Here is a 17,962-nt window from a genome sequence, read left to right on the forward strand (position 1 = left end):
TGTACACCTTGACGCAGCGTGAAGGTCAACAGCTTTTTTCGAGTATTTGATTCTGTTTTTTGATATGATAAAATAATGAGAACATATTTTCGGCATAACACTAAAGGATGGTAGATACATGAGTACACAATTAACAAAGAGTTACGTGAAAATGTTATGTGGACGTATCTCTTATGATCGCGGCGAAGCTTATTACCGTTCAGGTAAAGTGCATTTCACTCGGCTGAACCATGATTCCAGGGAATATGAAGCGACCGTTACAGGCAGCGACCATTACCATGTTCACGTTCAATTCGATGCCACAAACGATGTTGACGCTGTGTGTGATTGCCCTGCCTTTACTTCCTACAACAAAAGCTGTAAACATATTGCTGCGGTGCTTTTAGGAATTATTGATAGGCAAAATGGCAATGCTGCCCCTTCCGGTCTATCTGTTTCATTATTATATCCCGAGAACAACCCTGCGAGCGACAGCAGTGAGATTCACATAAGCCAACGTAAACAATCATTGCTTGAAATTGCATCATCCAGACAAAATGAAGTTTCTTCACGGGACTTATGGTTGACTAGAGATATGATGAGCCTGTTCGGAGATCCGCGTTATAAGCAGCCAAGCAAAATTGGCAGCCATTTTGACTCAAGAACTCCTCTTGAGGTTGAATTTATTTTAAGTACAGTTCCGTACGGGTATAAAAAGTATTTGTTCGCCGTTGAAATGAAAGTCGGCACTAAAAGAGTCTATATCGTCAAAAACATACGTCAATTTCTGGAATGTGTCGAGCGCAGGCAATCCTATGCATTTACGAATCAATTCTCATATGATCCTGAGCTGCATTGCTTCTCAGGTCCAAGTGATGACATCATTCAACAGCTCATTGATATCTCCCTGAATGAACAAATGTACCAAGAGTCTTTTAATAAGACTAATTTTCTTCATTCCAGAAAGGCAAACGATGAACGCTATCTGCACATTCCTCCCTATGCATGGAACAGGATGCAGCCCTTGCTTTCACAAGACCCTGCTGTACGTGTGGATATTGGTCCAAACCATAAAATTCTTTATGATTTCCATTTGTCACATCAGCCACTGCCGATTCAGTTTTCTTTTGAAGAATCAGATGACGGGGTTATACAATTTCATGTTCAAGGCTTGGAAGAAATCACCATTATGGATTCTTACGGGATCATCATTGCTGAGCATAAATTGATCCTTTTGTCTGAGTCGCAGTGCCATCAATTGTACGAGCTGCAAAAAATGCTGGATTCATCCCAACGTCGTCATATTCAAGTGGCTGCTGAACAGATCGAGCCTTTTATGGAGAAGGTTTTGCCAGGTCTCAAAAAGCTAGGCAACGTGAATATTTCTGATGATATCGCCAAACGTATGGTTCAAACCAAGCTGAAAGCAAGATTGTATCTGGATCGCGTAAAAGATCGCCTGGTGGCAGGTCTTGAATTTCAATATGGAAATATCGTGATCAATCCGCTCGAACAAAGTGCCTCAACTAGAGGAAGTGAGCTAATCCTGCTTCGCGATGTTGAACAGGAAGGGCTAATTCTCGGACTTATGGATGAGGGAGGTTTTGTTCAGACAGAGAGTGGTTATTTTCTGGATGATGAGGATACGGAGTACGAATTTCTATATCATATAGTGCCTGGGTTAGAAGAGCTTCTGGACATCTATGCGACATCTGCAGTAAAAATTAGAATCGCCAAACTATCAGTACCGCCTAAAATAACAGTCGATGTTAATGAACGAACAAATTGGCTCGAAATCAAATTTGACCTCGACGGAATCTCACAAAATGAAATACGGGGTCTTATTCAATCGCTCACAGTTAAACGTAAATACCATCGACTCCCTAACGGAGCCCTGCTTCCACTTGACAGCTCAGAGTTTCAGCAAATCGTTACCTTCATGAATGAGGTCGGTCAATATAGAATGGACGATACGGGAACTGGATTTCGTATTCCGTTAACAAGTAGTCTGCATCTGCTGGATGACCATCGTCAGGGTAATACCATTCAGCTTAGTAAATCGCTTCGTAAATTGCTGCAAAATATGAAAAATCCGGATAACCTTGATTTCCCTGTTCCTGAGTCATTATTAGAAATTATGCGGGATTATCAGGTCTACGGCTTCCAGTGGATGAAGACACTCGCCCACTACCGTTTTGGTGGAATTTTAGCGGATGATATGGGTCTTGGCAAAACACTGCAAAGCATCTCTTTTCTTGTCTCCGTATTGCCGGAAATTCGCGAACAGCAAATGCCTGCCATTATCGTAGCTCCTGCCTCGCTGGTGTACAACTGGCGCAATGAGCTGAAGAAGTTCGCACCCGACATTATAGCTATTATCGCAGACGGCAGTAAGGCGGATCGAGTTCGTACTATTAAGGATCAAAGTGGAGTCGACGTTATTATTACATCGTACCCACTGCTTCGCAGGGATATTGAACAATACACTAATTATAGCTTCCATACACTTTTTTTGGATGAAGCTCAGATGTTCAAAAATCACACCACTCAAACCGCCCATGCCGTAAAAGCGATTGAGGCTAAATATTCATTTGCTTTAACAGGCACGCCGATTGAAAACTCTCTGGATGAGCTGTGGTCGATATTTGATGTTGTATTCCCTGCCCTGTTCGGGGATCAAAAAAGCTTCAACGAGCTCACCCGGGAACAAATCGCCAAACGTATCTCTCCTTTTCTGCTTCGTCGTGTGAAAACCGATGTACTAAGGGAGCTGCCAGAGAAAATTGAATCCCTGCAAAGCTCAGAGCTGTTCCCAGAGCAAAAGAAGCTGTACGCAGCCTATTTGGCTCAGCTGCAAGAGGAAACTTTGAAGCATTTGAGCGAGGATGGATTCCAAAAGCATCGCATCCGGATATTGGCTGGCTTGACTCGTCTCCGTCAGCTCTGCTGCCATCCAGCCCTGTTCGTAGAGAACTATAAAGGAAGCTCGGCCAAGTTTGAGCAGCTGCTGGAACTTGTTGAGGAATGTCGCAGTTCGGGTAAAAGAATGCTGATTTTCTCTCAGTTTACCGGGATGCTTGATATTATCGGACGTGAGCTGGCTTATCGTGATTTTTCGTATTTTTATCTAGATGGAAGTACTCCTTCCGCAGAACGCGTAGAGCTATGCAACAGGTTTAACGAGGGTGAACGCGAGCTGTTCCTCATCTCATTAAAGGCCGGAGGAACCGGTCTCAATCTTACTGGGGCAGATACCGTTATTTTATATGATCTCTGGTGGAACCCTGCTGTTGAACAACAAGCAGCCGACCGGGCTCACCGCATCGGGCAGAAAAATAGCGTTCATGTTATTCGATTAGTTAGTGAAGGAACAGTCGAGGACAAAATGTACGAGCTTCAACAGAAAAAAAGAGATTTGATCGACGAGGTTTTACAACCAGGCCAAAAATCGGTCTCAAGTCTGTCTGAGGAAGAAATTCGCGACATCCTGATGATTTGACGATGTTTGTAATTCATTGTAATAGGACACTCTAGATAAGGAATGAATACACATCAGTCACATAGGAGGAATCAGAATGACACAGCAGCATAATGATCGAACACAAGACGAAGGTGCGCTTCGTAATAAATTGGACCCCGCAGGAGATTCACTAGCCGAGAAGAAAAAAATCGAAAGCGGTGTAGATATTGAGCCGGAAGCAGATGAATGGGTGGCTAAGCCGGCAGCGTTTACTGACACAGATGATTCTAAATAAATAATCGCCTGATTTCGGGACGAATTAAAACCTGCAAAAAAATGCAGGTTTTTTCTATTTAAATTCGTTTTTCTTTTATATCAATCTTGATCAGCTGCTACGTTCGATGAAGAAGCATAATTTGCTGCTGCTCGATCACGATGACTAAGACGCGGACTAATTACAAACTGGACAATAACATATAATACGACAAATAGCACCATAAAACCTGCGGAATAGCGATACATAACAGCATAGTCAGTTACGGAGGAAATAGCGCCCAGTATCACGGCTCCTACTGCAACACCAAGGTCTTTCGCATTGTAGAACAGACTGGTATCAAGACTGCAGCGTAACCTCTACGGTCAAATAATCGTCCGGAAATCGGACGAATAATGACAACGGTAATCGCGTTGAACAAGAAGAACAAACCGACCTGCTCCAAATTTACGAAATCACCAAACAGAGCAATAAAACTAAGCAAGCCACTGTACGTATTTGACAACACAACGTTCAGCAGCGCAGGAAATAGTAATTTTGTACCATTATTCCCCTTGTTTATTATCATAGGTCCGATTGACATCGCAAGGCTGGTAGACAGTCCAAAATATCCAATTCATATATCAAGCAACTAGTTTATGTTAATGTTTCGACTGCTTCTTCTTTCCCCTAAATGCTCCTATTACGCACAAAATACAAGGCAAAATCAGTCCAAACAAATTCCCGTGTATAATTGGTGCTGTTCCCAGTATTTGCGAGGATTCTACAGTGTTGGGCCAAATATCCTTTTGTAATGTAATTGAAATTAACGCTAACGGAACAAGCAAGGATCGATAGTCTTTTAATCCAAATATGGAGGTGAAATTTTTAGCAGTTATGTAAAGAAGTAAAGACATTCTGAAGAAAATGGTTAAATAAAATAACATAGACACAACAATTTCATATCTTTCGAAAAAATCAGCTACAGAAATGGTACGAACGATGAAATAAGTTGGGTAAGTTAATCTGGCAACCACGCCTGCTCCTAATAAACTAATTGAAAAAAAGGTTACTGATGTGAAAATTAACCCACTAATCAGTGACGAGGAAATCACAACTTTGCTCCACTGCTTTGGATTTGTCATATTACCGAGTAAAAATAGAAACAGAATGTTCTCCAAAAAAGGATTGGAAAACATCGAATAAGCTCCTTTAAATATTGGTCCTATTCCGTTTTCAACCATCGGTAGTAAAAATTCAAAATGTGCATCAGCCATAAACGAAAAAATGTTGACTAAATTAATCAGGATCATCACGAAGAAAATAATTTCAGCACAACGCCCAATAACTGAAACCCCTGATCGTACAATGCTGATCACAGCAATTAACATCATTATTGCTAATGCCTCGGCTGGTGTCTCTACCATAACCGACGTCGTTATATAATCCGTCATATTTCTAAGAACAACCATAAAAATAAAAAAAGGATACATGATCGTAAATATGAACAGTACGATTTTCCCACCCCATTTTCCGAGTGTCATCTCCAAATATTCACTGAACGTTTTTCCTTTAAATTGTCTAATAAGGACCATGTATAGTGGAGTAAGAAGAAGCTGCATAACGATAGCAATGAATCCGCTAATCCACCCGTCCTGCTGGGCGGACTGCGTTAAAATTCGAGGCAAAACTAAAAAAGTGCTCCCAATTTGATACATGGAGAACCACATTATTGCTTGTTTTACACTCAATTTATCTGTCTGATTCATGCACCATCACCACCTTTACTTAGCCTTAACTCAGTTCATGCTTAAGAGAACCATTTCATAACTAAATTATTTAACGGCATTAATAAACCTTTTGTGCTTAGTATAAAAATACTTGGAAGCTTCACATTACACATTCGAAGAACCGCGAAGGTCAAGCCAACAAACAAAATACTTGCACTTACAATGATTTCACGATATTTATGTTTTTTTTTCAAACCCATAAAATCAGGTATGACTGCTATCAATGCAGCTGCAATAATTAACAAGAACATGCCCTTGACCTCCTATTTGCTTTGCTCTACAGTGAACGGGTTGTTGATTTTTCCATGCAATAAAATCTGAAACTCCACTTGAATATCCACGACAAGCTCATTTTTGAACATTTCTCCCCATCTACCCTTCCATTCTCGCCAATGCTTCGGATACTTGCGATGAAAGGCTTCTCCGAAGCCAAATACATCCACACCGTACTCTTTTGCTCTTTTAACACTGCCATCCAATGCTACATTCAGTTTATTGCTTATGGTTTCCTGAAATTTTCGGTGCATTTCTGGATCCATCAAATCGACAGCACACTGAACTTCACCGATGTTACCTTGTGATTGTACTCTAACTTTGATATGAGGACGGTCATTCTTGATCGATGGCTCTATTTTTGCTTTGGATCGAATCAACTCAACATTAAACCAACCCTTGCCTCCATCCGGACATTTTGCCCTTGCAACTGAGCTTTTAGCGTTATTTGTAATATAACTATACCCACGACTCTCGTCCTCGTTCATCCAACCGATCAGCTTGTCATCTTTAAATACTCCAATCCCCTCGTAAACATAGTTAGCCAGTGGTACAGGTTTTTTCACATTTTCAGATGTTCCCCCTTGTTTAATATCACCATGCAATGCTAAACCTGTCAGTACCGGCTCAACTCCCTCCATCACTAACTTCGACATGATCTCCCTAACATTCACTGCTGAAGTAGGAGACCATACCCTTTGTGAAATTTTTAACGATTTATACATATCCATCCCAGGCAAAACTTCTGTTGGACTAACAAATCCGATAATATCTTTCGCTTTGCAATCCTTGGCTACCGCCATATTGAAATCAGGACGAATTTCCTGCTCACGGAACAAAAAATCAAGAGGATTATGAATACCTTCCCTCGCCGTAGCTTCATCAAACACGATAAATCTTAAATGAGACACATACATTCTGCGTGGGGATTTTGTCGTCATCTTACGCAAAGCTTCGAACACTGTAGGTTCTCGTTCAGAAAATACAGTAGTTGGTGCGCGATTCGTTGAACGGTTTCGCGACATGGAGGAAGGGTCAATGGCCTGTACGCTAACCTCATATTCGTTGCCTACTTTATCAACGCCTAGTGCCAGTACGATAGATAAATCGATAAGCTCATTCCGATTCCAGCAGCCCGACAGCATCAATGCAGTAATTATAAGAAGGCAACCACAAGAGAATATTTTGCAATACTTATTCATTCCTGGTTCTCCGTTCCTGACATTTGTTTTACATCTCTGCTGCGAAATGGAAACCTGAGAATAGCATCTCTTGCTGCTCTCTTGCGATAAGGTGCAATCGGCCCCATATACGGTACTCCAAATGAGTTCAAATGACACAAATGGATCAGAAGAAGCACCCAACCGATAGTAATCCCATATGAACCGAAGGTTGTGGCCAATAGCATAAAAATAAATCTGACAATACGAATAGGTATCGCAAGGTTATATGCTGGAATGACAAAGCTCGAGATTGCTGTAATCGCTACAACGATAACCATAGCAGCAGATACAATTCCCGCTTCAACAGCTGCTTGCCCGATTACGATCGTCCCCACTATAGATACCGCTTGTCCAATCGTACGCGGCATTCGAATGCCTGCTTCTCGCAGAATCTCAAAAGTAACCTCCATGATTAATGCCTCAATAAAGGCAGGAAAAGGTGTCCCTTCCCGCTGACCAGCAATACTGATCAGCAAGTGCGTCGGAATCATATCCTGATGAAAAGTGGTCAGAGCAATATATATTGAAGGCGCAAATAAACATATACATAAAGAAAAATAACGCAAAACTCGAATGAGACTGCTGTACAGATATGATTGATAATAATCCTCTGCTGACTGCAAAAAATCTACAAACAGCGAAGGTGCGAGTAGAGCAAAAGGTGTTCCCTCAATAAAAATAGCGATTCTTCCTTCTAAAATACCGGCTGCAACTGTGTCTGGTCTGTCGGTATTATAGAACCGTGGAAAAATCGTAAACTGCTTATTAGATAAAATAATTTCTTCGATATACTCCCCTTCAAGAATTTGATCTTTATTAATACTCTTCAAGCTTTGGTGCAATTCCTTGACTATCTTGTTATCAACGACACCATCCATATACATTAATGCGATTTCTGTTTTTGTGAAATTCCCAACAAATAGAGAATCAAGACGCACTCTGGTATCCTTTACTTTTCTCCGAACCAACGTTGTATTTGTACGCAGCTTTTCAGTAAAAGAATTTTGGGGCCCTCTTACGGCAGGCTGTGCTTTGGATTCCATAACTGTGCGGTCTTCCCACTCTGCAATAGAAATGATCAGGGCTCCCTGTTCACCTTCCATCAGCAAAATCAAGCTTCCAAATACAATTTGCTCTATTGCTTCACTAAAAGAATTGGCAGTTGATACTTCTCCTGTTTCAATCACTCGGTTTGCTAGATAATCAAGTGTAATTTCTTCCTCCTGAGACTGATTCAGAAGCGGTCCGATCACCGAATCTTGAGCCGTTTTAAGATCAATCATGCCGTCTAAATACAAGAGTGCCACTTTACTATGATCAGAAATACTCAACTCTCTTACAATCAAGTCTGAGCTGCTCCCCAGAATTTTGCTGATCGTATTCACATTGTCCTTCAATGCTGATCGAAATTCACCGACATTTTTGAGCTGATCACTTTGTTCACGCTCAGACTGGATTTGTATGTGATGCTGAGGTTGTTGGCGATCCATAATGTGTTCACCCCCTTCCCACCTTACTATTTCCACCAACTCAGGAAAGAATGTGTGAGAGTGAAAATAATAAATTTATCCAACTTCTCCCATTTAAAATACGCCGATGAATGCTTGAGTGATAGTCGATTATCTCCTTTTCTAATCTGTATAATTCTTCTGATCCCACAATATATCCCCCTGTTTCTGTCATTTTTGTTTCCATTATCTGCTTTCAAATCAGGAAGAAAAAGTGTACACTATCACATATCCACTTCCCCTTTTATTTTCGGAATCAATATCCTTGTGGAATGCTCTTAAGTTTGGAGGGACGTAAATGCTGACAGCAGAACGCTATATTACTTTACAGAATCATTATGTGGGGCCTGGAGCTAGTGAATCGGAGGAGCAGGAATACGAAGCTACACTTGAAGAGTTAACGGGTTTATTTCACTGCACGGAACGTAATGTAAAGATGATTGTAAAGAAGCTGCAGGAGGAAGAGCTTATTAAATGGCTGCCTGGGCGCGGGCGCGGCAATCGATCACGGATTCAATTTATGGTGAAACGAGAGTCCTTTCTTTTAAGATTCGCACAACAATTAGCTGAAAAAGGGGATTATCGATACGCCTTTGAATTTCTTCATAGCTTTGAAGAAGATAAACATATAGTTGATCAATTCATCAAATGGCTCAATGAACAATTCGGAGTTAAGCAGTTATCGGCCAATCATAAAGACAAGGATGTAGTCCATCTTCCAGTGTACCGTACTGTACATACACTAGACCCCGGTAATTTGTACTTCGGGTTCGACTCTCATCTCGTAAGACAGATATTTGATCGACTAGTGCACTTTGATTCGGAGAAAGGACAAATCGTTCCGATGCTTGCACATTATTGGGAGGGCAACGAGGATGGAACTGAATGGAAGTTCCATTTGCGAAAAGGAATTACTTTTCACCATGGCAAAGTACTAACCTCCGAGGATGTAGTATTTACGTTAAATCGTTTGCGGTGTTCTCAGACGAATCAGTGGATACTTGAAACGATAGAGCTTGTAGAGGCGCTAGATGATCGAACGGTGAAAATAATTTTACATCAGCCCAATTGGCTGCTCCCCTGTCTGTTATGCTCGTCGTGTGTTTCTATCTTACCGAAGGATCTGCTAACGCAGGATGAACCCTCATTTTGGAGTCAGCCTAGCGGGACAGGACCTTTTCGTGTAGCTAAATGGAGCGATAATAGCATAGAACTGGCTGTGAATGATAGTTATTTTCTTGGAAGAGCTTATCTTGACGGTGTTAAGATTGTTTTTCTTCCCGATAATATCCCTAATAGATCTAAGGTCAAATGGGAAAATTTGATAAATAATGATGCCCGTGTTCCTTCTCAAGCCGGAGGAGATTGGGAATTGATTGAGACTTTAAGTAAAAGCTGCCTACTTATCTCTTGGAATCGCAACAAGACAGGACCACAGCAATCTCTTGCTTTCCGTCAGGCCGTCAACCTGATTATCGATCGTTCCGGGATGATAGATTATTCTGGTCAGCAGGGCTATCCTGCCAGAAGCTTTCTTCCAAAAGAGGATACATCCTATGGTATACATAGACATGATGTTGAAGCCGCCAAAAAACTACTTCAAGAATCCGGCTATGACGGTTCTCCCATCAGTCTTCTTACTACCGAAGCCGATTGTATTGATGCACAATGGATTCAGAAGCAATGTGCCTTGATCGGAATTCCGGTTGAACTTACATACACCGGAAAGAATGCTCTGACCAAAATCGGAGCTGGACAGGAATCCGATGCTGTTCTTATATGTCTTCTATTTGCTGATGACGAGATTTGTGAGCTGGAGAGCTTCCTACAGGAAAATAGCATCATTCACCAGCATCTGGAGCCCGGCCTTCACAATTGGATAAATAGCATAGTCAAAGAAATATACGCTACTAAGTCAGAAGAAAAGCGACGTGTATTACTGCAGCAAATCGAATATCGTCTGCATGATGAAGCCCAGCTCTTATTTTTACTGCATCGCAAAATGAACACCTACGTGCATCCTTCTATTCGCGGGCTGGTCATCAACAATTTAGGTTGGATGGATTTCAAAGATATTTGGCTGATTTCAAGCTTGACTGCAAAAAAAGCATAAGAGGCTGTTCCAAAAGTAGGGTTAGTGTCAAAATAGAAATAGCGGTGCAAGGAAGATGATCCTTGCACCGCTTGATCCTGCCACACATTCTATGACCGTATCTCATATGTAATAGTGTCATCATGCGGAATTCCTGAAATTCCTGCAAATGTGCAGGCTTTGTTTATGTAAAGCCTCTAAATGCCCTGAATTGCTGCAAATGTGCAGGCTTTCTCTAAGGATTCTCTTCAAACTAGTCTATTCTGAACCATATTCCTGCATTTTTGCAGGCTTTTGTTCATCCTTTCATGGCTACTATAAAAAAACTGTATTTTTGCATCCTTTTCCTGATATCTTGCCTTTACACTGCTAAACAAGAAGCGTCCCTCAAAGTTATCTTAGATAACTTTGGGGACAGCCTCTTATATTCAAGGGTTATTTAAACACTTTCAAACGGCTGTCGATTGGAGCGTATTCTTTTTCGCCTGGAGCAGCTACTGGCTTACCAAACGGCATTTGAGCAATCAGCTTCCAAGATGCAGGGATGCTCCATTCAGCAGTTACTTTTTCATCGATTAATGGGTTATAGTGTTGAAGAGTAGCGCCTAGTCCGGCTTCAGACAGTGCAGTCCAAACTACCAATTGCAGCATACCGTTGGATTGATTCGACCAAACTGGGAAATTGTCGGCATACAAGGCGAACTGTTTTTGAAGTCCTTCAACTACGGATTGATCCTCAAAGAACAATACAGTTCCGTGACCGCTTTTGAAACTATCCATTTTTTGTTCTGTTGAACCAAAGTTTTCAGCAGGGATTTGGCCGCGAAGAATTTCTTTAGTAATATCCCACAGTTTATCATGTTGTTCATTGAACAATACAACGACACGTGCGCTTTGAGAGTTAAATGATGATGGAGTATGAAGAACTGCTTCTTTTACGATTTCTTCAATTTTATCATCCGAAATAACGGATTCTTTGCTAATTCCGTAAACACTGCGTCTTTTTTTAAGCACATTCAAAAATTCACTCATTACTCTTATCCCCTATCCTTTTTTTGTTTGCAGTATATTATGAGGTACTGTCAAAAAACTTATTCCAATCAACTCTTACAATTGATCATCAACTTACATAATTATAGTAACTTAGCTCAAATATAAAATCAAGTGTAAATATTAAAATTACACAAACTTTATTTTTGTAAGCTTATATTTTGACAAAGCATTTAACCGAACAGCTTCACGCACTTCCCACCGCTCCGATTCCAGTTCAGTTGGCATATGCCTTACCCATCGGAATAGATTCTTTATGTAAGGTTGTATCCTTTTATCGTATAGACTAAGATAATCAGCAGAAGCTATTTTTGTTAACATATAAAAAAATATACATTTGGAGGAGTGTTACCATGAGCAGCAAGCTGTTTTCCCCTTATACAATCAAGAATATTACGCTAAAAAACCGGATTGTCATGTCTCCGATGTGCATGTATTCTTCACTTCATAAAGACGGCAAGGTTACCGATTGGCATATCACTCACTACGCTACGAGAGCTGTTGGAGGGGTCGGCCTTATTATGCTGGAGGCAACTGCCGTGGCGCCCGAAGGCAGAATATCCTATGAAGATTTGGGAATTTGGAGCGAAGAGCATGTTGAAGGCTTAAGCGAGCTCGTTCGCCAGATCCATGCTAATGACGCCAAAGCCGCTATCCAGCTCGGTCATGCAGGACGTAAAGCAGTATTGGATGAGCCAGCGCTCTCCCCATCGGCTATTCCTTTTCCTGAAATGAAAATGCCAGTTGAAGCGACTAAGGAAGATATAAACAACGTGATTGCTTCTTTCCGCGAAGGTGCTCGTCGTGCCAAAGAAGCAGGATTTGACGTTATTGAGATTCACGGTGCTCATGGTTATCTCATCAGCGAATTTCTCTCACCACTCGTAAATCACCGAGAGGATGAATATGGTGGTACTGCGGAAAAACGTTACCGTCTCCTTGAAGAAATTATTGAAGCTGTAAAAACCGTATGGGATGGCCCCCTCTTCGTTCGTGTTTCTGCAAATGAATATGGAGACAATGGAAATTCTCTGGAGCAATTTATCGATTATTCCCGCAAAATGAAAGAACAAGGAGTTGATTTGATCGACTGCAGCTCCGGCGGTGTTGTTCCAGCAAATATTGAAATATTCCCCGGATATCAAGTAAACCTTGCAGACCAAATTCGAAAACAGGCTGGTATTGCTACAGGGGCCGTTGGCCTCATTACTTCTGCCGTTCAAGCTGAGGAAATTCTGGGTAATGAACGGGCTGATCTCATTTTTCTTGGACGTGAGCTTTTGCGCAACCCTTACTGGGCATTTAGCGCAGCCAAAGAGCTCCGCACAGAGATTGAGCGTCCTAGACAATACTTTAGATCGTAACCTGTACTGCTGCTCTATCGACTTGTTACGAATGTAATGTAGTAAAGGAGTTAATTGCTTATGAATGCTGACCTGTCAGCAAAATCACGAATTTTAATTATGACTGCAGTAGAGGCTGAACGAGAAGCTGTTCTCCGTGGGCTTCAGGGGGCTGTTTCCTTTGACGTTTGTCTCGCAGGTGTCGGGCCTGTGTCAGCAGCAGCCTCCACTGCTTCCTTGTTAGCTAAAACTCGATATGACCTAGTCATTAGCGCAGGGATTGGAGGTGGATTTCAGGAACGTGCAAAAATAGGGTCCATCGTCATCGCAAGCAGCATTATTGCTGCTGATCTTGGTGCTGAAGCGCCTGATCATCCTGAAAGCTTCTCCAGCGTGGACGAGCTCGGCTTTGGTTCATCCATCGTGCCCGTTCAGCATAAACTATCATCATGCTTAGTGGAACGGATATCTGGTATGGAAGCTTTGGTATGCTACGGTCCGGTTATAACGCTCTCCACAGTGACCGGAACTGCCGAAACCGCTAGCAAGCTGGCCCGGCGTTTTCCGGGTGTTGCAGCTGAAGCTATGGAAGGTTATGGCGTTGCACTCGCTGCCCATCAGCTTGACATACCTGTAGTGGAAATTCGTGCAATATCAAATTACGTTGGCCCGCGCCAGCGAGAGTTATGGAAGATTGGCGATGCCCTGAAATCGCTGGAGCTCGCCTGTTCCAAATTACCTGAACTGTTCCTGGAGGTTACATCATCATGAATATCGCATTTTCGCCTTGTCCTAATGATACGTTTGTTTTTCATGCCCTAGTACATGGATTAATACCAGGAGCACCGTCTCTTGATGTCACTTACGCAGATATTGACATTACAAATCATCTTGCAGCCTCCGGCAATGGCCCTGATGTACTTAAAATTTCCTACGCTGCTCTTCCGTGGGTGCTTGAGGAATACGCCTTGCTTCCATGCGGCGGAGCCCTTGGTCATGGCTGCGGACCGCTCGTATTATCTGCTGGTGAGCAGTACGATGCAGCTTCGCTTACTGGAAAACGTATTGCTGTTCCAAGTGAACGTTCTACCGCATACCTTCTCTTTAGATTATGGGCAAGCCAAAACGTACCGGGCGGTATCGGTGAAACGATCGTCATGCCATTTGACGAGATCATGCCAGCGGTGGAGAACGGCGCTATCGATGCCGGATTGGTTATCCATGAAGCCCGATTTACATATTCATCGTACGGCTTGCACTTAGTAGCTGATCTCGGCAGCTGGTGGGAACAGGATACCGGACTTCCAATCCCGCTTGGCGCCATCGTTGCCCGTCGATCACTTGATCTTGAAGCAATCACAGGCTGGATTCGGGGGTCCTTAAAATACGCCTGGGCGCATCCAGAGGAATCAACAGAATATGTCATGAGCCATGCTCAAGAAATGTCACCCGATGTGACCCAGGCGCACATTAACTTGTACGTGAATGAGTATACAGAAAATCTGGGTGCTGACGGATACGGCGCCATTTCCGCACTTCTAAATCGAGCTGCCGCGGAAGGACTTGTGCCTCAGATTGATCCAGCACTACTTAAATAGGAATGTGGATTATTGAGGAAAAAACTTCCTTTATCCCCTGATAATGAGCTTGTTTTATAAAAATAAGGGAAGTTTCTTCTGCTATAAAAGAGCCAACTGGAGTTTTCAGGACATTTTGAATAGTTTAGGAAGCAATAGGGGAATAAATTTCCTCTATTTTCCTAAATGAATCTTATTTTTACCAGATAAGGGAACTATTTTCCCCTATCACTGCTGAACTTGCTTTGGGTGTCCCACGATCTATACAAAAATAATTTATTCAACGCCACCAAACCGTTTTCGGTATCCGCATTTCCGGCACATCTCCTCCACGGCTATTCTGCGGGAAAATCCATCGTACAACTGATTGGCTCTCTCACCTTCAACAATTTCAGAGAACGGCGTATCGTAGACATTTCCGAGATTGATTACACCCTCTCCATCCAGGCAGCATGGGATAACAGTTCCGTCTACAAGAATACCTGCCTGATTACGAAGCGCATGGCAAAATCCGCGTCCATCATCTTCTGGTGCACTTAGACTTGGCCACTCAAATTCATGATCCTGATTCAAATAAATCCGCTCTGCCAGCTTAAAGCCGCTACCGGGAACAACCTTTTCCTCAATGCGAAAATCAAGTCCAAATTCTTGTTCAATCATTTCAAGTGTAGCGCGATTGCGGCTTCGCTCAAGATTCGTCTCATTATCCTTCGTCAGGTTCCATAATCGAAATGATACAATCAGGTTTGATGATGCTACCGCCTCTCTCACAAAAGAAAGTATCGAACCAATGTAGCCCTCCCGATCGGTAGATCCTTCATGACCATCAAAGCTATGCAAAGAGAAATTCATTTGTCGCAGCGCTGGCTTCCCCAAAAGCTTGGGACCCGCCTTACGAATGAGCGTTCCATTTGTCGTAATATTTACTTTAAAGCCTTTTTCATGACTGATGTCCAGCAGTTGATCGATTTTCGGATGAAGCAACGGCTCACCTTTTACATGAAAATAAATGTAGTCCGTATGCGGCTTAATATCGTCCAATATTTTGATAAAGTCCTCAACCTTGATAAACTGCGATTTCCGGTGTGTTGGCGGACAAAAGCTGCAAGCCAAATTGCATATACTCGTTGTTTCAATATAAAATTTCTTGAACTTTTTCATCTTGTGCCTGCCTACTTCTCTTATAATTAATTCATATCATTAACTAATTCGCATACTTTTAATTAATGCCATTAAATACATCGCATATAACCCCGTAACATTAGATTGTTGGAGTGTTTGTAGGCTCTGCATAACCTTCTTGATACTTAGCATCAATCATAGTACGAATATCCTTTGACGACTTCCCATCTCGTGACAAAGTGATGGATTCAACCGCGATCTCCATACACACATTACACTTCGTACCATGATCATCCCATACAATTGCCCCATCTTCTTGAACTTCCTTAATAAAGCAATCTTTACTGCTTCGATGTCCTGCCGATTCTCCACAACCACAGTAACATGGAATATCTTCAAGAAGATCGCTGTATTGGGCCACTGCTTTATAAATAAGGGCTACATTCTCATTTTGTGATTTCAGAAATTCCGGCATAACTGCGGCTCCTGCCGTCATCTCCTGAATATCGCCACTTTCGGTTAAATGAGGATAATGAAGCTCCGTAGCCGCCTCATTTGCACCTCCACCACAACCACTTAGTACTGCTACAAGAACGACAGATAATACGGTACTGGCAAGACTCTTTTTCAAAAAAATCCTCCTGTCACTAAGCATCGCTAATATCAAGCTTCATCACTTCTATACCTATCAATCTATTCTAACGTAAAATGACGCTTGACCCAACAAAATCCTTCAAATTTCAAATTTTCAAAAATACGAAGTCTGCCACGTTGTTATTTCCTTTTCTGACTTCCAGAAGTCTTTCTAAGTTGACTCCACTCAGCTAGCGTAGTTCCCTGAGGAATGTTATACAGCTTGCTCTTTCCAGTACCAATTTGCTGTGAGGTGTATATTCCGCTATGACCTGAGAACATGTAGCTGACAATACAAGCAACAAACATGTATATAGCTCCCTCTGAGCCGAATAATTCAATACCCATTATGAAACAGGCAATCGGGGTATTAGCTGCTCCACTGAATACTGCAACGAACCCCAGGGCAGCTAAGAAAGGAACAGATACGGCCAGCAGATTCCCTAAAGTATGACCCAAAGTTGCACCTATTACAAAAAGTGGGGTTACTTCACCGCCTTGAAAACCTGTCCCTAATGTCAGTGCGGTAAACAGCAATTTCCACAGAAAAGCAAAAGGTGACACATCTCCCTGAAAAGAATCTGCAGCCAGCGGTATACCAAGACCCAAATAATCCCTTGTTCCTACTATGTAAACCAGCGCAATTACAATTACTCCACCCACTACACTTTTCACAACCGGATTTGCAAACATGTTAGTAAACCATTTTTTCAAAAAATGAGTCAGTTCACTGAACAAACGGGCAGTAAGACCGAACAAAATCGCAGCAACCACCACTTTGATCAGAACAATAAACGATAATTCCGGGATAATACCAGCTGAATAATGAACGTGATGTACGTTCCATAACTGAGAAGCAACAAGATCCCCAACAATGCTCGCCACAAAACAAGGGATTAACGCCTGATAGCTCATCATTCCAAATGCAACAACTTCTAATCCAAACACTGTTCCAGCTAGGGGTGTGCCAAAAATAGAGCCAAATCCCCCGCTAATGCCGCACATAAGCAGTATACGCCGATCCTCTGCGTTTATTTTAATAATTTTGCCAAACCATTCAGCCAGACTCCCGCCCATTTGAACAGCTGTCCCTTCACGTCCTGCAGACCCGCCAAACAAGTGCGTAACCAGTGACCCAAACAGCACTAACGGCGCCATTCGAAGCGGAATACTCTCTTTGCCGTTTTGGATACTCTCCAATATTAAATTGTTGCCTTTCCCAGCATTTCCACCATATTTCATATATAAAAAACTGACTAACGCTCCGCCAAACGGAAGAAAAAATAACAACCAAGGATGCGAAATGCGTTCTCCAGTTACGAAGTCAAGGCTTTTTAAAAAAATAGCTGATGCTGAACCCGACAAAATTCCAATAACACTGCCTATCAGCACCCATTTCAAAAAAGCTGCCGGATACATGGCTTGCGGAACCTTATCTAGAACGACTAACCATCGCTCTTGCAGTGATCGTGACCTCTTCTTCATGAACATGATCCCCTCTTACAAACAAAATAGACTCCTACCAGCGCACAGCAAGCCACTCTGGTAGGAGTCATCAGCCTCATCGGCAATTATGGCGAACTCCATCGCCATCATATTGTGAAAACTGTCATTATCTAGAGTCATTGTATACCAACAGCCCAGGTCCGTCAATAAAAC

General features: G+C 42.2%; 16 protein-coding genes and 1 riboswitch. Of the genes, 6 read left to right on the forward strand and 10 right to left on the reverse strand.

Features of this window, described 5'->3' with window-relative positions; translation table 11 throughout:
- Window positions 1-118 precede the first annotated feature (118 nt).
- Together BLS49_RS00810 and BLS49_RS00815 are read left to right on the forward strand one after the other, a co-directional pair.
- Window positions 119-3,478 (forward strand): DEAD/DEAH box helicase, encoded by a 3,360-nt coding sequence (locus BLS49_RS00810; protein WP_091225900.1) that lies wholly within the window; start codon window positions 119-121, stop codon window positions 3,476-3,478.
- A 76-nt stretch (window positions 3,479-3,554) separates the two neighbouring features.
- Window positions 3,555-3,734: a hypothetical protein gene (locus BLS49_RS00815; RefSeq protein WP_091225901.1), complete on the forward strand. Its 180-nt coding sequence runs from the start codon at window positions 3,555-3,557 to the stop codon at window positions 3,732-3,734.
- 80 nt (window positions 3,735-3,814) lie between these two features.
- Here the strand turns inward: BLS49_RS00815 and BLS49_RS25100 are convergent, their stop codons facing one another.
- The 6 genes from BLS49_RS25100 to BLS49_RS00840 all read right to left on the reverse strand — a co-directional run bounded on the left by BLS49_RS25100 (window position 3,815) and on the right by BLS49_RS00840 (window position 8,468).
- A complete protein-coding gene (locus BLS49_RS25100; RefSeq protein WP_245742221.1) occupies window positions 3,815-4,003 on the reverse strand; it encodes a hypothetical protein in 189 nt (62 codons plus the stop codon).
- Between the two features lie 5 nt (window positions 4,004-4,008).
- Complete coding sequence (locus tag BLS49_RS25105; protein ID WP_245742222.1) at window positions 4,009-4,281, reverse strand: hypothetical protein; 273 nt, start codon at window positions 4,279-4,281, stop codon at window positions 4,009-4,011.
- A 73-nt stretch (window positions 4,282-4,354) separates the two neighbouring features.
- Entirely contained in the window at window positions 4,355-5,461 is a 1,107-nt protein-coding gene (locus BLS49_RS00825) for a GerAB/ArcD/ProY family transporter (RefSeq protein ID WP_091225903.1), read from the reverse strand.
- 41 nt (window positions 5,462-5,502) lie between these two features.
- Entirely contained in the window at window positions 5,503-5,733 is a 231-nt protein-coding gene (locus BLS49_RS00830) for a hypothetical protein (protein ID WP_091225905.1), read from the reverse strand.
- A gap of 12 nt (window positions 5,734-5,745) precedes the next feature.
- On the reverse strand, window positions 5,746-6,957 hold the full coding sequence (locus tag BLS49_RS00835; RefSeq protein WP_091225906.1) for a Ger(x)C family spore germination protein: 1,212 nt from the start codon (window positions 6,955-6,957) through the stop codon (window positions 5,746-5,748).
- On the reverse strand, window positions 6,954-8,468 hold the full coding sequence (locus tag BLS49_RS00840) for a spore germination protein (protein WP_091225908.1): 1,515 nt from the start codon (window positions 8,466-8,468) through the stop codon (window positions 6,954-6,956). The genes BLS49_RS00835 and BLS49_RS00840 overlap by 4 nt, the downstream gene beginning before the upstream one ends.
- A 316-nt stretch (window positions 8,469-8,784) precedes the next feature.
- Here BLS49_RS00840 and BLS49_RS00845 point away from each other — a divergent pair, with 316 nt between their 5' ends.
- Window positions 8,785-10,599, forward strand: coding sequence for an ABC transporter substrate-binding protein (locus tag BLS49_RS00845; RefSeq protein ID WP_091225909.1), 1,815 nt, complete (start codon window positions 8,785-8,787; stop codon window positions 10,597-10,599).
- 414 nt (window positions 10,600-11,013) lie between these two features.
- Here the strand turns inward: BLS49_RS00845 and BLS49_RS00850 are convergent, their stop codons facing one another.
- A complete protein-coding gene (locus tag BLS49_RS00850) occupies window positions 11,014-11,610 on the reverse strand; it encodes a nitroreductase family protein (RefSeq protein ID WP_091225911.1) in 597 nt (198 codons plus the stop codon).
- Between the two features lie 371 nt (window positions 11,611-11,981).
- Here BLS49_RS00850 and namA point away from each other — a divergent pair, with 371 nt between their 5' ends.
- Genes namA through BLS49_RS00865 form a run of 3 tightly spaced genes read left to right on the forward strand, consistent with a single transcriptional unit; the run spans window position 11,982 to window position 14,569 of the window.
- Window positions 11,982-12,992 (forward strand): NADPH dehydrogenase NamA, encoded by a 1,011-nt coding sequence (gene namA / locus BLS49_RS00855; protein WP_091225912.1) that lies wholly within the window; start codon window positions 11,982-11,984, stop codon window positions 12,990-12,992.
- Between the two features lie 60 nt (window positions 12,993-13,052).
- Window positions 13,053-13,742 carry a futalosine hydrolase gene (locus tag BLS49_RS00860; protein ID WP_091225914.1) on the forward strand — a complete coding sequence of 230 codons (690 nt, stop codon included), beginning with the start codon at window positions 13,053-13,055 and terminating at the stop codon, window positions 13,740-13,742.
- Window positions 13,739-14,569, forward strand: a complete 831-nt coding sequence (locus BLS49_RS00865) for a 1,4-dihydroxy-6-naphtoate synthase (RefSeq protein WP_091225916.1) — start codon at window positions 13,739-13,741, stop codon at window positions 14,567-14,569. Before BLS49_RS00860 ends, BLS49_RS00865 begins: the two co-directional genes overlap by 4 nt.
- Window positions 14,570-14,824: 255 nt before the next feature.
- Here the strand turns inward: BLS49_RS00865 and BLS49_RS00870 are convergent, their stop codons facing one another.
- The 3 genes from BLS49_RS00870 to BLS49_RS00880 all read right to left on the reverse strand — a co-directional run bounded on the left by BLS49_RS00870 (window position 14,825) and on the right by BLS49_RS00880 (window position 17,788).
- The gene (locus BLS49_RS00870) at window positions 14,825-15,709 is read right to left on the reverse strand and encodes a radical SAM/SPASM domain-containing protein (RefSeq protein WP_091225918.1); all 885 of its coding nucleotides are present in this window, start codon (window positions 15,707-15,709) and stop codon (window positions 14,825-14,827) included.
- A 100-nt stretch (window positions 15,710-15,809) separates the two neighbouring features.
- Entirely contained in the window at window positions 15,810-16,301 is a 492-nt protein-coding gene (locus tag BLS49_RS00875) for a PCYCGC motif-containing (lipo)protein (protein WP_091225919.1), read from the reverse strand.
- Window positions 16,302-16,444: 143 nt separating this feature from the next.
- Entirely contained in the window at window positions 16,445-17,788 is a 1,344-nt protein-coding gene (locus BLS49_RS00880) for a voltage-gated chloride channel family protein (RefSeq protein WP_091225921.1), read from the reverse strand.
- Window positions 17,789-17,842: 54 nt separating this feature from the next.
- A riboswitch (Fluoride riboswitch) is annotated at window positions 17,843-17,903 on the reverse strand.
- Window positions 17,904-17,962 lie beyond the last annotated feature (59 nt).

Origin of the sequence: Fontibacillus panacisegetis, from assembly GCF_900102215.1 — a bacterium.
GTDB classification, from domain to species: Bacteria; Bacillota; Bacilli; order Paenibacillales; family Paenibacillaceae; genus Fontibacillus; species Fontibacillus panacisegetis.

What these genes read in the sequence shown, in the direction of transcription:
- BLS49_RS00810 (WP_091225900.1), top strand. Translation starts at nt 119, where the DNA reads ATGAGTACACAATTAACAAAGAGTTACGTGAAAATGTTATGTGGACGT.
- BLS49_RS00815 (WP_091225901.1), top strand. Translation starts at nt 3,555, where the DNA reads ATGACACAGCAGCATAATGATCGAACACAAGACGAAGGTGCGCTTCGT.
- BLS49_RS25105 (WP_245742222.1), bottom strand. Translation starts at nt 4,281, where the DNA reads ATGATAATAAACAAGGGGAATAATGGTACAAAATTACTATTTCCTGCG.
- BLS49_RS00825 (WP_091225903.1), bottom strand. Translation starts at nt 5,461, where the DNA reads ATGAATCAGACAGATAAATTGAGTGTAAAACAAGCAATAATGTGGTTC.
- BLS49_RS00830 (WP_091225905.1), bottom strand. Translation starts at nt 5,733, where the DNA reads ATGTTCTTGTTAATTATTGCAGCTGCATTGATAGCAGTCATACCTGAT.
- BLS49_RS00835 (WP_091225906.1), bottom strand. Translation starts at nt 6,957, where the DNA reads ATGAATAAGTATTGCAAAATATTCTCTTGTGGTTGCCTTCTTATAATT.
- BLS49_RS00840 (WP_091225908.1), bottom strand. Translation starts at nt 8,468, where the DNA reads ATGGATCGCCAACAACCTCAGCATCACATACAAATCCAGTCTGAGCGT.
- BLS49_RS00845 (WP_091225909.1), top strand. Translation starts at nt 8,785, where the DNA reads ATGCTGACAGCAGAACGCTATATTACTTTACAGAATCATTATGTGGGG.
- BLS49_RS00850 (WP_091225911.1), bottom strand. Translation starts at nt 11,610, where the DNA reads ATGAGTGAATTTTTGAATGTGCTTAAAAAAAGACGCAGTGTTTACGGA.
- namA (WP_091225912.1), top strand. Translation starts at nt 11,982, where the DNA reads ATGAGCAGCAAGCTGTTTTCCCCTTATACAATCAAGAATATTACGCTA.
- BLS49_RS00860 (WP_091225914.1), top strand. Translation starts at nt 13,053, where the DNA reads ATGAATGCTGACCTGTCAGCAAAATCACGAATTTTAATTATGACTGCA.
- BLS49_RS00865 (WP_091225916.1), top strand. Translation starts at nt 13,739, where the DNA reads ATGAATATCGCATTTTCGCCTTGTCCTAATGATACGTTTGTTTTTCAT.
- BLS49_RS00870 (WP_091225918.1), bottom strand. Translation starts at nt 15,709, where the DNA reads ATGAAAAAGTTCAAGAAATTTTATATTGAAACAACGAGTATATGCAAT.
- BLS49_RS00880 (WP_091225921.1), bottom strand. Translation starts at nt 17,788, where the DNA reads ATGAAGAAGAGGTCACGATCACTGCAAGAGCGATGGTTAGTCGTTCTA.